The following is a 12087-nucleotide window of genomic DNA, read 5'->3' as shown; positions in this document are numbered from 1 at the left end:
CGACGGAGAGAACTGCCCCTTCTGATCCGATCTGTTCACCCGGCACGTCTACTGTCCCCGACCATGACCGCGGAATTCGATGTGGAGCAGGTCGTGCGCGAGGTCGCCGCGAACCTGCAGAAGAAGTTCCCGTCGAAGGACGCGACCGAGATCGAGCAGATCGTCCGGGCGCAGGTCGATGACCTGAAGGACCGACCGGTGCGCGACTACGTGTCGGTGCTCGCGCAACGTGCCGCGAAGAAGCAGCTGAACGCCTCGTAGCGGCCCGTCGGCGATCCCAAGGTCGCCGAGGGTCCAGGACAGGTGGGGCGGGTCCGCCGCGCGTGCGCGACGGACTCCGCTATCGCGCGCGTCCGACTACGCGGGCTGCTCCTCGCGGTGCGGGAGCTTCCAGCCGGGACGCACGAAGTGGCAGGTGTAGCCGTAGGGGTTCTTCTCCAGGTAGTCCTGGTGCTCCTCCTCCGCCTCCCAGAAGGCGCCGGCGGGCTCGACCTCGGTGACGACCTTGCCCGGCCAGAGACCGGAGGCGTCGACGTCCGCGATCGTGTCGAGCGCGACCTGCTTCTGCTCCTCGCTCAGCGTGAAGATCGCCGAGCGGTAGGCGCGGCCACGGTCGTTGCCCTGCCGGTTCTTCGTCGACGGGTCATGGATCTGGAAGAAGAACTCGAGGATGTCCCGGTACGAGATCACGGCGGGGTCGAAGACGATCTCGACGCTCTCCGCGTGGTCGCCGTGGTGGTAGTAGGTGGCGTTCTTGAGCGTGCTGTCACCCGAGTAGCCGACGCGGGTGGAGATCACTCCCGGTCGACGCCGCAGCAGTTGCTGCGCTCCCCAGAAGCATCCCCCAGCGAGTATCGCGGTCTCCGTTGCCATGGTCAGGACTCCTTCGTGCTCGTGTCGGTGGCAGTCGTGTTCGTGTCGATCAGGTCGCGGTACCGGCCGTAGCCCTGCGCCTCCAGCTCGCTCTCCGGGATGAACCGGAGGGCCGCGGAGTTGATGCAGTAGCGCAGGCCGCCCTCGGCGACCGGCCCGTCGTCGAAGACGTGGCCGAGGTGGCTGTCAGCAGCGCTGGAACGCACCTCGATGCGGACCATGCCGAACTGGCGGTCCTTCTTCTCGACGATCCTCGAGCCCTCGATCGGCCGGGTGAAGCTCGGCCAGCCGCAGCCGCTGTCGTACTTGTCGGCGGAGGCGAACAGCGGCTCGCCCGAGACGACGTCGACATACAGGCCCTTGTCGTGGTGGTCCCAGTACTGGTTGCGGAACGCGGGCTCGGTCGCGGCCTCCTGCGTCACCGCGTACTGGTTCCGCGTCAGCTTCGCGATCGCGTCGGGGTCCTTGCCGTACTTCCCGGCCGACGTCTCGGTGTCGATGGTCATCCGATGCTCTCCTCATGCGGGCCGCCGGCTGCGACCCTCCGTCTGCACAACGCTCCTCGAGCATGGTTCGTTCCCGTTGGAGGGAGGTGGGAACCGGCTCGGGCGAGACCGCTGCGCCGCCGCGGCTCCCGCGAGGCCGACGAGCGCGAACACCCCGATCCCGGTCACCGAGAAGGAGAAGGGCGGCGCGCGTGGCAGGGCGGAGGGGCGACCGAGCAGCGGTGGAGGCTAGCCCCGGCCGGGCGGCCGGACGACCGGGATCACGCCCGTCTCCGCAGCCACCCTCCTGCGGTGCAGGTTGCGCTGCTCGGGCAGGGAGACGTCGAACACGACGGCGAGCAGTCGCACCACGCAGGTGACGGCGATGCCGACGACCGCCGCGACGGGCAGGTCGACGCCGACCGCGTGCAGCAGCGCGAGCACCGCCGACCCGCCGGCCGCCGCGATCGCGTAGAGGGAGCCGACGTGCATCACCGCGACGGGCAGCGCCATGATCACGTCACGCAGCACTCCGCCTCCGACCGCGGCGATCACCCCGACGAACACGGCGGGCACCGGCGGCAGGCCGAGGGCGAGCGCCTTGCTCGTGCCGAAGGCGCCGAACATGCCGATGACGACCGCGTCCAGGCCGACGATCACGCCGTTCAGCCGCTGCAGCGGCGGCGCGACCAGCATGCCGACGAGGGACGAGGCGACGGCGGTGATCAGATACCAGTCGCTCTGCAGCGTCGCGGGCGCGACGCCGAGCAGCAGGTCCCTGATCAGGCCGCCGCCCATCCCGATGACGATCCCGATGACCGTGACGCCCAGGAGGTCGAGCCGCCGCTGGCCGCGGAAGCCCGAGGCGAACAGCGCGCCCTGGATCCCGCCGAGCGCCACCGCGGTGAGATCCGCCCAGAGCGGGATGACGAAGCCGGTCTGCATGCGCCCATCGTCGCGCGCACCTGCCCCGTCGAGCACCTCGGCAGGCTGCGCGCTCTTCGGCAGGCCGCCGGCGGCCCCGACAGCCTGCCGAAGCGAGGACGGCCTGCTCACGTGCTCGTGCGGCCTGCTGGACGACGGCGGGGTCAGGGGACGCGGGAGCGGACGAGGCGGGCCGTCGCCTCCGGGTCGACGCCGTGGTCGTGCGACTCGGGCACGACGACCAGGTCGGCGTGCGGTATCGCGGCGGCCAGGCGCTCCGCCGCGCCGACGAGGAACGGGAAGGTCGGCTCGCCGCGGAGGATCGTGACCGGCATCCCGACGCCCGTCATCGCGACGGTCGGTGTCTCCACCTCCGCGGTCAGGATCGCGTCGTAGACCGCGGACTGCGCCAGCGGGACCAGCTGCGCGAACATCGGGCTCGCCCTGATCTGCGCGACGACCTGCTCGGGCAGGCCGACCGCCTCGCGCTGGAACAGCGTCACCGCATCCTCGGGCTCGCCCGCGTCGACGAGGGCCTGCAGTCGGTCGGACAGGTCGTCGGCGGACGGTTCGACACCGAAGTGGAACGGCGGCTCGGAGAGGAACAGGTCCGAGATCGGCGCACCCTCGCCGGCTGCGAACAGGGCGAGCATCGCGCCGGACGAATGGCCGAGCACGACGGCGCTGCCGCCGACCGCCTCGATCACCGCCGTCAGGTCCTCCGCCTCCCGGGTCGGCGCGTACGGGCCGGTGTCGCCGCTGCCTCCGCGTGCACGGCGGTCGTACGCGACGCCCTGGAAGCCGACGGCGGCGAGCGCCGCAGCGAGCGGAGCGCCGGACGACGACGTCGAGAAGGCGCCGCCGACGACCACGACCGGTGCTCCGTCGCCGAAGCGCTCGAACGCGATGCGGGTGCCGTCGGCCGATTCCGTGAGCTCCATCCAGGCAGTGGAGCACAGCCCTCCATGCAGGTCTGTTCGCCGACGGCGAACGCACAGGGTGTGGCGCGTCCGGAGACGCGAACGCGGGCGAACGTAAGCCATGGCCGAGCCCCGCACCTCCACCGCCGTCGTCTCGGGCAGCCCCGTGCCGCTCGACGCCGTGTGCTGCCGCTGCCGCCGGGAGGGCGTGTTCAGCGTCGCCCTCTTCGTGCTCACGATGGACGGTCCCCGGCAGGTCGGGGAACGCGTCTTCTGCGTCTGCGAGACGCGCCCCGCCACGAAGGCGACCATCACCAACGGCGACGCGAAGCGCACCGGCGAGACCTGCGAGCGGTGCAACCGCGTCAGCATGTACGAGGTCCCGTTCTACGCGATGACGCCGGCCGGGATCTCGCCGCACTCCACCCGGGTCATCTGCCGGGAGTGCGACACCAGACCCCGCACGTAGCCGGGCGCGACCCCGCCGGAGGGGGACGGTGCGAAGCCCGGCGGTGCGACCTAGGCTCGCAGGATGCCGGCCAGGTTCCTCGTCGTTCCGCAGTGGCAGGGTTCCTCGTCCAGTCGCGCGATGCGACTGATCGACGGGGTGGAGGCGATCCGCGGCGACCTGCCCCGCGCCGCCACGATCGAGGTCGACGTGCCGCTGGGCGCCGGCGACGCGGTCGGTACCGGAGTGTCCCGCTACTCCGCCGTCGCGACCGTGCGGGAGCGCCTCCGCAGCGCGCTCGACTGTGTCGCCGAGGGTGACCTGCCCGTCGTGATCGGCGGCGACTGCGGCGTCGAGCTCGCGGCCGTCGAGCACGCCGCGCAGTCCGCGGCGTCCCGCGGCGTGACGTTCGGCCTCGTCTGGTTCGACGCGCACCCGGATCTGAACACCCCCTCCACCAGCCCGAGCGGCGCGTTCTGCGGCATGGTGCTGCGCGCCCTGCTCGGCGAGGGCGCCGAGGGGCTGACCTCCGCCTCCCCCGTCGACCCGCACCGCGTCGTGCTCGCCGGCACCAGGAACATGGACGATCAGGAGGCGGACTACCTCGAGACCGCCGGTATCGCCGTCGTCGGCGCCGACGCCGTGGCGGACGCGCTCGGCGCAGCAGTCGACGCTCTCGACATCGACGAGGTCTACCTCCATGTCGACCTCGACGTGCTCGACCCCGGCGAGTTCGACGGCGTGACGGATCCGCAGCCGTTCGGCGCGAGCGTCGCGGCCGTGACCGCCGGGATCGCCGCCGCGTCCGCCGGGCGGAAGGTCGTCGGGGCGGGGCTCACGATGTTCGCGCCCGCCTCCCCCGACGAGATCGTCGGCGACCAGGGCACCATCCTGCGGATCGTGAGCGCGCTGACCGCCTCCACCAGGCAGCCGCGCTGACCCGACGTCCAGCGGCCGCTCCAGCGGCTCGGGCTACCGTGCCCCGGGATGCCGGAATCGTTCCAGGAACGTCGCGACCCCCTGTGGGCCGGCCGCTGAGCAGGAGGACCATGCCCGAGACCTACGACCTGATCGTGATCGGCGCCGGACCGGTCGGCGAGAACGTCGCCGACTACGCGAAGAAGGAAGGGCTCGAGGTCGTCATCGTCGAGTCCGAGCTCGTGGGCGGCGAGTGCTCCTACTGGGCGTGCATGCCCTCGAAGGCGCTGCTGCGACCGGGCGCGGCGCTCCGCGGCGCGCTCGACGTCGCCGGTGCCGAGCAGGCCGTGACCGGGCGGATCGACGCCGCCGCGGTGTTCGCGCGCCGCGACCGGACCGTGTCGGGCTACGACGACGGCGGCCAGGTCGCCTGGCTGCAGTCGGCCGGGATCGACCTGGTCCGCGGCAGCGCGCGGCTGGACGGCACGAAGCGCGTGGTCGTCACGGCCACGGACGGCACGGAGGTCGTGCTCGAGGCGAAGGCCGCCGTCGCGATCAGCACCGGCAGCGCCGCGCTGATCCCGCCGATCGAGGGGCTCGCGGAGGCGAAGCCGTGGACCTCGCGCGAGGCGACGAGCGCCACATCCGCACCCGACCGCCTCATCGTGCTCGGCGGCGGGGTCGTCGGCGCCGAGATGGCGACGGCGTTCACGTCCCTCGGCTCCGCGGTGACGCTGATCGTGCGGGGCGGGCTGCTCGCCGGCATGGAGCCCTTCGCGGGCGAGATGGTGACGACCGCGCTGCGCGAGCAGGGCGCGGACGTGCGGCTCGGCGCCTCCATCACGAAGGTCGTCCGCGCGGGCGACCTGGTCACCGCGACGCTCGACGACGGCTCGACGGTGGAGGCCGAGGAGATCCTCGTCGCCACGGGTCGGACGCCGCGCACCGAGGCGCTGGGGCTCGGATCGGTCGGCTTGGCGGACGGCGAGTGGTTGTCGGTGGACGACACGATGCTCGTCGACGCCCCGACCAACGCCGACGACCCCTGGCTGTACGCGGTCGGCGACGTGAACCATCGCGCCCTGCTCACCCACGAGGGCAAGTACCAGGCACGGGCCGCGGGACGCGTGATCGCCGCCCGGGCGAAGGGCGAGTCGCCCGACACCGGGCCGTGGACCCGCTTCACCGCCACCGCGGACCACGCGGCCGTCCCCCAGGTCGCCTTCACCGATCCCGAGGCCGCCTCCGTCGGGCTGACGGAGGACGCGGCGCGGAAGGCCGGCAGGAGCATCCGGACCAGCGAGTACGACATGGCCGGGGTCGCCGGCGCGAGCGTCTACGCCGACAAGTACGTCGGCCGGGCGAAGCTCGTGATCGACGACGAGACCGACGTCCCGATCGGTGCGACGTTCGTCGGCTTCGACGTCGGCGAGATGCTGCAGGCCGCCACGATCGCGATCGTCGGCGAGGTGCCGGTCCAACGGCTCTGGCACGCGGTTCCCGCCTATCCGACGCTGAGCGAGGTCTGGCTGCGCCTGCTCGAGACCGACGGTGCGGCATGAGCGTCCGGCTGCCGGCCCCCGCCCGCATGGAGGGGCGCACCGTGGTGATCACGGGTGCGAGTTCGGGCATCGGCCGCGCCGCGGCGCGCGAGCTGGCGCTGCTCGGCGCCGAGGTCGCCGTCGTCGGGCGGAATCCCGAGCGCACGGCCGCGGTCGCCGAGGAGACCGGCGGGCGCGCGTTCCTGGTCGACTACGACCGGCTCGACTCGGTCCGCGACCTCGGGGCGGCGCTGCTCCACGCCTACCCCGCGATCCACGTGCTGGCCAACAACGCCGGCGGGATGGCGGAGCGCGCCTCCACCGGCGACGGCCACGACCTGACGTTCCAGCGCAACCACCTCGCCGGGTTCCTGCTGACGAGCCTGCTGCTCGACCGGCTGAAGGCCACCGCGGCGGTCGCGCCGGAGGGGTCGGTGCGCATCGTGCAGACCGCCAGCGGGGCCGCGGGCTTCGGGCGTCCACGGCTCGACGACCTGGAGAACCGGCGCGGGCCGTGGGTGGGCGGCTGGCGCGCGTACGCGAACGGGAAGCTCGAGAACATCCTGTTCACCCGCGAGCTCGCGCAGCGCCTCGCCGGCACCGGGGTGAGCGCCTACGCATTCCATCCCGGGTTCGTCGCGACGTCGTTCGGCGGCGGCGGCCCGCTGATCTCCCTCGCCAAGCGCACGGCGCTGTCGCCGGAGGAGGGCGCGCAGCCCCTCGTGCGCCTCGCGGCGGCGGCGGTCCCCGCCCCCTCCGGCAACTACTTCGACCGGCTGACCGCTCCCGGTCGCACATCGCGCCTCGCGGCCGACGCGGACCTCGCCCGGGGCCTCTGGGAGGCGAGCGCAGCGCTGGTCGCCTGACTCTCCGTTTTGTAGGCAGAACCTGCCTACAAAACGGAGGGTCGGCCGGTAGGTTCCCGGCGTGGTCCTGGCCGTGCTCGGAGGCGGCCTGCTCGTTCTGGGACTGGTCGCGGTGGCGACCGGGATCCTGCCGGCCGCCGATGCCGCCGCGCTCGGCGAGCGCATCGCGCCGGTGCTGGGCTTCGTCGTCGCGATCACCGTCGTCGCCGCGATCGCGGCGGAGGCGGGGCTGTTCGACCGGCTCGCCTCCATCGCCGCCCGGCTCGCCCGAGGTCGGGGCGCGCTGCTGTGGGTCCTCGTGGTGCTCGTCGCCGTGGCGTCGACCGTGTTCCTCTCGCTCGACACGACCGCGGTGCTGCTCACCCCCGTCGTCGTGACGCTCGCGCGCCGGGTCGGGCTCTCCCCCATCCCGTTCGCGATGACGACCGTGTGGCTGGCGAACACCGGCTCCCTGCTGCTGCCGGTGTCGAACCTCACGAACCTGCTCGCGGAGTCGGACCCGGCGTTCGGCGCCGCGTACCTCGCGCGCTCCTGGCTGCCGGCGACGGTCGCGGTGCTCGTGCCCGTCGCGATCCTCGCCGTCGTCTCGCGGAAGGCGCTCGCGCACCGCTACACGGCCCCGACCGCGGAGGCGATCGAGGACCGCGTGCTGTTCGGCATCGCGGCCGTCGTGGTGGCGCTGCTCGTCCCGGCGCTGGCACTCGGGGAGCCGCTGCTGCACATCCCGGTGTGGGTGCCGGCGGCCGTCGCCGCGGTCGTGCTGGTCGGCGCCGCCGCGGTCCGCCGTCCGCACGCGCTGTCGATCCGCCTCCTGCCGGTGCCGCTCGTGCTGTTCGTCTGCGGGCTCTTCCTCGCGGTCACGGCGCTCGGGCGGCTCGGGCTGACGGAGGTGCTCACCGCGGCGGCCGGCACCGGCGGCGGGCCGCTCGACCTCCTCCGGCTCGCCGGGGTCGGCACGGTCACCGCGAACCTCGCGGACAACCTGCCCGCCTACCTCGCGCTCGAGCCGGTCGCCGGGACCGAGCAGCGGCTGCTCGCCCTGCTCGTCGCGGTGAACGCCGGCCCGCTGATCACGCCGTGGGCGTCGCTCGCGACGCTGCTCTGGCACGCGCGCCTCTCCGCGCTGGAGGTGCGGATCTCGTGGTGGCGATTCGCGGGCCTCGGTCTGATCGCGGCGCCGCTGACCGTCGGTCTGGCCACGCTCGCGATCCTGCTGACCTGAACACGCTCACCAGAACTCGGGCGGGTGGCGGCGGGGCCAGCCGAAGCGGCGCTCCAGCTGCCGGGCGATCGCGAACAGCGCGCGCTCGCCTCCCGGGCGCCCGATCAGCTGGACGCCGGCGGGCCTCCCCTCGTCGGAGGCGCCGACGGGGAGCGTGATCGCGGGCAGGCCCGCGACGTTGACGAACGAGGTGAAGGGGGCCGCCTGCACCTGCCGGTCGAACACCTCGTCCGCGCCGGAGCCGCCCTCGTGATGCCAGCCGATCGGTCGCGGCGGCAGCGCGGTCGTCGGGCTGAGCACCGCGTCGAACGAGGCGAACGTCGCGATCGCGCGCCGCTCGAAGGCGGCGGCCGCGGCGAGCGCGGTCACGACCCGCTCGGCGGGCAGCGCCCGGCCGCGCTCGACGATCTCGCGCGTGTACGGCTCCAGCAGCGCGAGCTCCGCCTCGGTCCGCGCCGGGATGGTCACGGCGCCCGCCTGCCAGAGCACCCGGAAGAGGTCGGGGTAGTCCTCCCCCGGCAGCCGCACCGCCTCGATGCCGTGTCCCAGCGCGTCGAGCGCCTCCACCGTCCTGGCGACCGCGGCGGCGCACTCGGCATCGACGACGACGTCGACCGCGTCGTCCCACACCGACCCCTCGAGCACGCCGACCGAGAAGCGGCCTTCGCCGCGCACGGCGTCGGCGAGGAAGGGGCCGTCGTCGACGCTCGGCACGGTCGCGTACCCGGCCGACCGCGCGCGGCCGAGCGGACGGACGAGCGCGTCGAGCAGCATCGCGGCGTCGGCGACGGTCCGCGCGATCGGCCCAGCGGTGACGAGGCCGGCGAGGCCGCCCTGCCCGCCCTGCGCCGGTACGCGTCCCCTGGACGGCTTCACGCCGACGACCCCGCACCACGCGGCGGGGATGCGGATCGACCCGCCGCCGTCCGAGCCGATCGCGAACGGGACGAGCCCCGCGGCGACCGCGGCGGCAGCGCCTCCGCTCGACCCGCCCGCGCCGGTCCCCGGGTCCCACGGGTTCCGGGCCGGCGGGCGCCCGGCGGGCTCGGTGAACCCGGTCAGCCCGAACTCCGGTGCGGTGGTCGCGCCCAGCACCACGGCACCGGTCAGGTCGGTCGCCCGCACGACGTCGTCGGAGGCGGACGCGACGGCGCCCGCGAACAGCCGCGTGGCGCCCCACGCACCGCCAACGCGGCGCACCAGCTCCTTCTCCGCGATCGGCACGCCGGCGAGCGGAGCCGTCCCCTGCCCGGCCGCGTCGACCGCGGCCGCCTGCGCGAGCGCCCGTTCGGCGTCCACCCGCGCGAACGCACCGAGCTCCGGATCCAGTCGAGCGATCCGGTCGAGGTGGTGCTGCACCAGCTCGAGCGACGTCGTGTCGCCGCTCCGGATCCGGTCCCACTGCTCCTGCGCGGTGAGCTGATGGAGGGCGGACGCCACGGCTACTTCAGCGTCGACTGCATCATGACCGTGCCGATCCAGCGGTCGAACTTGAACGCCACCTTGCCCATCCGCCCGGTCTCCCTGAAACCGAGCGACCGGTGCAGACCGATGGACGCCTCGGCGCCGCTGTCAGCGATGACCGCGAGCAGCTGCTTCAACCCGGCCTGCCTGGCCGACGCCGTCAGCGCCGTGAGCAGCGCCGTCCCGAGTCCCTTGCCGGTGGAGGCGGGGCGGAGGTAGATCGACTCCTCGGCCGTGAAGCGGTAGGAGCGCTTCTGGATCCACGGCTCCGCGAGGGCGTAGCCGAGCACCTGACCGGACGGTGACACCGCGACGAGGAACGGCAGCTGCAGCCGCTTCAGGTAGGCGTACTTCGACCGCCAGGTGCGCAGCGTCCTGGTCTCGGTGTCGAGCGTCACCATCGTGTTCGTCACGTAGTGGTTGTAGATCCGGCGCACGGCGGGCAGGTCCTTCGCCAGCGCATCCCGGATCTCGTAGGCGAAGACGGGCTCAGGAGGATCGATGCGCCGCAGGTGGTAGGGCTTGCTCAGCCTGCGCGGCTCGTACTCCTCTTCCAGCACGGCGTCAGGGTACGGGAGGCAGCGTCCAGTCGATCGGGTCGGCGCCCTGCTCCTGCAGCAGCGCGTTCGCACGGCTGAACGGCCGGGAGCCGAAGAAGCCGCTGGAGGCGGACAGCGGGCTCGGGTGCGCGGACTCGATGCGCGGCACGCCGCCGAGCAGCGGCGCGAGGTTCCGCGCATCCCTCCCCCACAGGATCGCGACCAGCGGGCCGCCGCGGGAGGCGAGGGTGCGGATCGCGTGCTCGGTCACGGCCTCCCACCCCTTCCCCCGGTGCGAGGCGGGGGTGCCGGGCCGCACGGTGAGGCTCCTGTTCAGCAGCAGCACGCCGCGCCCGGTCCAGGCGGACAGGTCGCCGTGCACGGCCGGCGGGATGTCGAGGTCGGCCTGCAGCTCGCGGTAGATGTTCGCCAGGCTGCGCGGGATCGGGCGCACGTGCGGGTCGACCGCGAACGACAGCCCGATCGCGTGTCCGGGCGTCGGATACGGGTCCTGGCCGACGATCAGCACGCGCACGTCGGGCAGCGGGGTGCGGAACGCGCGGAGGACGTTCCTGCCCGACGGCAGGTAGCCGCGTCCGGCGGCGACCTCGGCGCGGAGGAAGTCGCCCATCGCGTGCACGGCCGGTTCGACCGGGGCGAGCGCCTCCGCCCACGTCGGATCGATCAGACCCTCGGCTCCGAGCTCGGCGAGCGGCTTCGGCTCTATCACTGTTCAGCGGGGCCGACGACGGGCGGGTCCGCGGACCAGGGGAACACGATCCAGCGGTCGGTGTCCTTCCAGGACCAGTCCGGCGCGAACACGGTCTGCGGCTTCGTGTAGAAGCAGGCGCTGCGCACCTCCGCGCCCATCCTCGTGAGGATCTCGACCGCGAGCTTGAGCGTCAGGCCCGACTGCGACACGTCGTCCGCGAGCAGCACCCGCTTGCCGGCCAGGGAGGTGCCGTCGAGGTGCGGCGGGAGCAGGAGGGGCTCGGGCAGCGTCTCGTCGACCCCGGTGTAGAGCTCGACGTTCAGCGACCCGCAGCTCTTGACCCCGAGCGCGTAGGCGAGGGCCCCGCCGACGAGCAGTCCGCCACGGGCGATCGCGACGACCACCTCCGGCCGGAAGCCGTCGTCGGCGATCTGCTGGGCGAGCTCGCGGGTCGCGGTGCCGACCTCGCCCCACGGCAGGATCTCGCGCGACTCGGTCATCGACGTGATCATGCCAGAGCCGCGCGAACGGTCCGCCTGCGTCCATTCCGCCAGTGAGCGCAGCGACCGTTCTCGGGTCGGCCAGGATGTCGCGGTGCGGTTCCTGCTCGGTCTGAACGCGACGCTCGCCTTCCTGCTCGAGCTGGCGCTGCTGGCCGCGGCCGTCGCGATCGGGCTGCTGCTGCCCGTACCGCTCGGCGTGCGCATCGCGGCCGCGGTGCTGCTGCCGGCCGTCGTGATCGCGGTCTGGGCGATCTGGGTCGCACCGCGGGCGCCCCGGCGTCTGGCTCCGCCCTCGCGCCTGATCGTGCAGATCGTGCTCTTCGCGATCGCCGTGCTCGGTCTCGCCGTCTCGGGCCAGGTGCTCTGGGCGATCGTGCTCGCGGTGCTGGTCGCGATCCGGACCGGCCTCGGCGTGCGCGTCGGCCAGGTCTGAGTCAGCCCTCCTGCCCGACTTGCACCACGCGGCTGAGCGGGCGGGACACCGGGTCGGCGAGGAGCTCGCCGTCCGCGCCGGTGAAGACGAGCGCACTGCCTGCCGGGACCTCGAACCGCATCGGACTCTCCTTCGATCGGGTGCGGTGAGGATCGGGCGGAGGAGGACCCGGCGGTGCGCGACACGCCGGACCGGCCCCCGCACTGGGGGCGCATTCCTCTCCTCCACAGGCCGATCCC

General features: G+C 73.4%; 15 protein-coding genes. 7 read left to right on the top strand and 8 right to left on the bottom strand.

Going from position 1 to position 12087, the window contains the following annotated elements; translation table 11 throughout:
* Nucleotides 1-63: 63 nt before the first annotated feature.
* Nucleotides 64-261, top strand: a complete 198-nt coding sequence (locus ACFE67_RS04815) for a three-helix bundle dimerization domain-containing protein (protein ID WP_375405737.1) — start codon at nt 64-66, stop codon at nt 259-261.
* 96 nt (nt 262-357) lie between these two features.
* On the opposite strand, the gene msrA is transcribed toward ACFE67_RS04815, so the two are convergent.
* The 4 genes from msrA to ACFE67_RS04795 form a co-directional block, all read right to left on the bottom strand.
* Nucleotides 358-873: a peptide-methionine (S)-S-oxide reductase MsrA gene (gene msrA, locus ACFE67_RS04810; RefSeq protein WP_375405736.1), complete on the bottom strand. Its 516-nt coding sequence runs from the start codon at nt 871-873 to the stop codon at nt 358-360.
* Between the two features lie 2 nt (nt 874-875).
* Complete coding sequence (gene msrB / locus ACFE67_RS04805; protein WP_375405735.1) at nt 876-1379, bottom strand: peptide-methionine (R)-S-oxide reductase MsrB; 504 nt, start codon at nt 1377-1379, stop codon at nt 876-878.
* 228 nt (nt 1380-1607) lie between these two features.
* Complete coding sequence (locus ACFE67_RS04800) at nt 1608-2303, bottom strand: trimeric intracellular cation channel family protein (protein ID WP_375405734.1); 696 nt, start codon at nt 2301-2303, stop codon at nt 1608-1610.
* Between the two features lie 143 nt (nt 2304-2446).
* On the bottom strand, nt 2447-3223 hold the full coding sequence (locus tag ACFE67_RS04795; protein WP_375405733.1) for an alpha/beta fold hydrolase: 777 nt from the start codon (nt 3221-3223) through the stop codon (nt 2447-2449).
* Nucleotides 3224-3323: 100 nt separating this feature from the next.
* Here ACFE67_RS04795 and ACFE67_RS04790 point away from each other — a divergent pair, with 100 nt between their 5' ends.
* From ACFE67_RS04790 to ACFE67_RS04770, 5 genes are all read left to right on the top strand, one after another.
* Nucleotides 3324-3671 (top strand): hypothetical protein, encoded by a 348-nt coding sequence (locus ACFE67_RS04790; RefSeq protein WP_375405732.1) that lies wholly within the window; start codon nt 3324-3326, stop codon nt 3669-3671.
* Nucleotides 3672-3734: 63 nt separating this feature from the next.
* The gene (locus tag ACFE67_RS04785) at nt 3735-4589 is read left to right on the top strand and encodes an arginase family protein (protein WP_375405731.1); all 855 of its coding nucleotides are present in this window, start codon (nt 3735-3737) and stop codon (nt 4587-4589) included.
* A gap of 110 nt (nt 4590-4699) precedes the next feature.
* A complete protein-coding gene (locus ACFE67_RS04780) occupies nt 4700-6130 on the top strand; it encodes a dihydrolipoyl dehydrogenase family protein (RefSeq protein WP_375405730.1) in 1431 nt (476 codons plus the stop codon).
* Nucleotides 6127-6975, top strand: a complete 849-nt coding sequence (locus ACFE67_RS04775) for an SDR family NAD(P)-dependent oxidoreductase (protein WP_375405729.1) — start codon at nt 6127-6129, stop codon at nt 6973-6975. The genes ACFE67_RS04780 and ACFE67_RS04775 overlap by 4 nt, the downstream gene beginning before the upstream one ends.
* Before the next feature lie 61 nt (nt 6976-7036).
* Nucleotides 7037-8197, top strand: a complete 1161-nt coding sequence (locus tag ACFE67_RS04770) for an SLC13 family permease (protein ID WP_375405728.1) — start codon at nt 7037-7039, stop codon at nt 8195-8197.
* Nucleotides 8198-8203: 6 nt separating this feature from the next.
* Here the strand turns inward: ACFE67_RS04770 and ACFE67_RS04765 are convergent, their stop codons facing one another.
* From ACFE67_RS04765 to ACFE67_RS04750, 4 genes are read right to left on the bottom strand one after another with little or no spacing between them, the layout of a single operon-like run.
* A complete protein-coding gene (locus ACFE67_RS04765) occupies nt 8204-9637 on the bottom strand; it encodes an amidase (protein ID WP_375405727.1) in 1434 nt (477 codons plus the stop codon).
* A gap of 2 nt (nt 9638-9639) precedes the next feature.
* A complete protein-coding gene (locus ACFE67_RS04760) occupies nt 9640-10221 on the bottom strand; it encodes a GNAT family N-acetyltransferase (protein ID WP_375405726.1) in 582 nt (193 codons plus the stop codon).
* Between the two features lie 4 nt (nt 10222-10225).
* On the bottom strand, nt 10226-10930 hold the full coding sequence (locus tag ACFE67_RS04755) for a uracil-DNA glycosylase (RefSeq protein ID WP_375405725.1): 705 nt from the start codon (nt 10928-10930) through the stop codon (nt 10226-10228).
* Nucleotides 10927-11412 (bottom strand): phosphoribosyltransferase, encoded by a 486-nt coding sequence (locus ACFE67_RS04750; RefSeq protein ID WP_375405724.1) that lies wholly within the window; start codon nt 11410-11412, stop codon nt 10927-10929. The genes ACFE67_RS04755 and ACFE67_RS04750 overlap by 4 nt, the downstream gene beginning before the upstream one ends.
* Nucleotides 11413-11506: 94 nt before the next feature.
* Here ACFE67_RS04750 and ACFE67_RS04745 point away from each other — a divergent pair, with 94 nt between their 5' ends.
* Nucleotides 11507-11848, top strand: a complete 342-nt coding sequence (locus ACFE67_RS04745; protein WP_375405723.1) for a YrdB family protein — start codon at nt 11507-11509, stop codon at nt 11846-11848.
* Nucleotides 11849-12087: the final 239 nt, after the last annotated feature.

Origin of the sequence: uncultured Amnibacterium sp. (genome assembly GCF_964244015.1) — a bacterium.
Taxonomy (GTDB): domain Bacteria; phylum Actinomycetota; class Actinomycetes; order Actinomycetales; family Microbacteriaceae; genus Amnibacterium.
This window is presented reverse-complemented; position numbering and strand designations above follow the sequence as displayed.

Excerpts from the sequence above, each read along its gene's own strand:
- ACFE67_RS04775 (WP_375405729.1), top strand. The coding sequence starts at position 6,127 with ATGAGCGTCCGGCTGCCGGCCCCCGCCCGCATGGAGGGGCGCACCGTG.
- ACFE67_RS04750 (WP_375405724.1), bottom strand. The coding sequence starts at position 11,412 with ATGACCGAGTCGCGCGAGATCCTGCCGTGGGGCGAGGTCGGCACCGCG.
- ACFE67_RS04815 (WP_375405737.1), top strand. The coding sequence starts at position 64 with ATGACCGCGGAATTCGATGTGGAGCAGGTCGTGCGCGAGGTCGCCGCG.
- msrB (WP_375405735.1), bottom strand. The coding sequence starts at position 1,379 with ATGACCATCGACACCGAGACGTCGGCCGGGAAGTACGGCAAGGACCCC.
- ACFE67_RS04780 (WP_375405730.1), top strand. The coding sequence starts at position 4,700 with ATGCCCGAGACCTACGACCTGATCGTGATCGGCGCCGGACCGGTCGGC.
- ACFE67_RS04795 (WP_375405733.1), bottom strand. The coding sequence starts at position 3,223 with ATGGAGCTCACGGAATCGGCCGACGGCACCCGCATCGCGTTCGAGCGC.
- msrA (WP_375405736.1), bottom strand. The coding sequence starts at position 873 with ATGGCAACGGAGACCGCGATACTCGCTGGGGGATGCTTCTGGGGAGCG.
- ACFE67_RS04785 (WP_375405731.1), top strand. The coding sequence starts at position 3,735 with ATGCCGGCCAGGTTCCTCGTCGTTCCGCAGTGGCAGGGTTCCTCGTCC.
- ACFE67_RS04790 (WP_375405732.1), top strand. The coding sequence starts at position 3,324 with ATGGCCGAGCCCCGCACCTCCACCGCCGTCGTCTCGGGCAGCCCCGTG.
- ACFE67_RS04800 (WP_375405734.1), bottom strand. The coding sequence starts at position 2,303 with ATGCAGACCGGCTTCGTCATCCCGCTCTGGGCGGATCTCACCGCGGTG.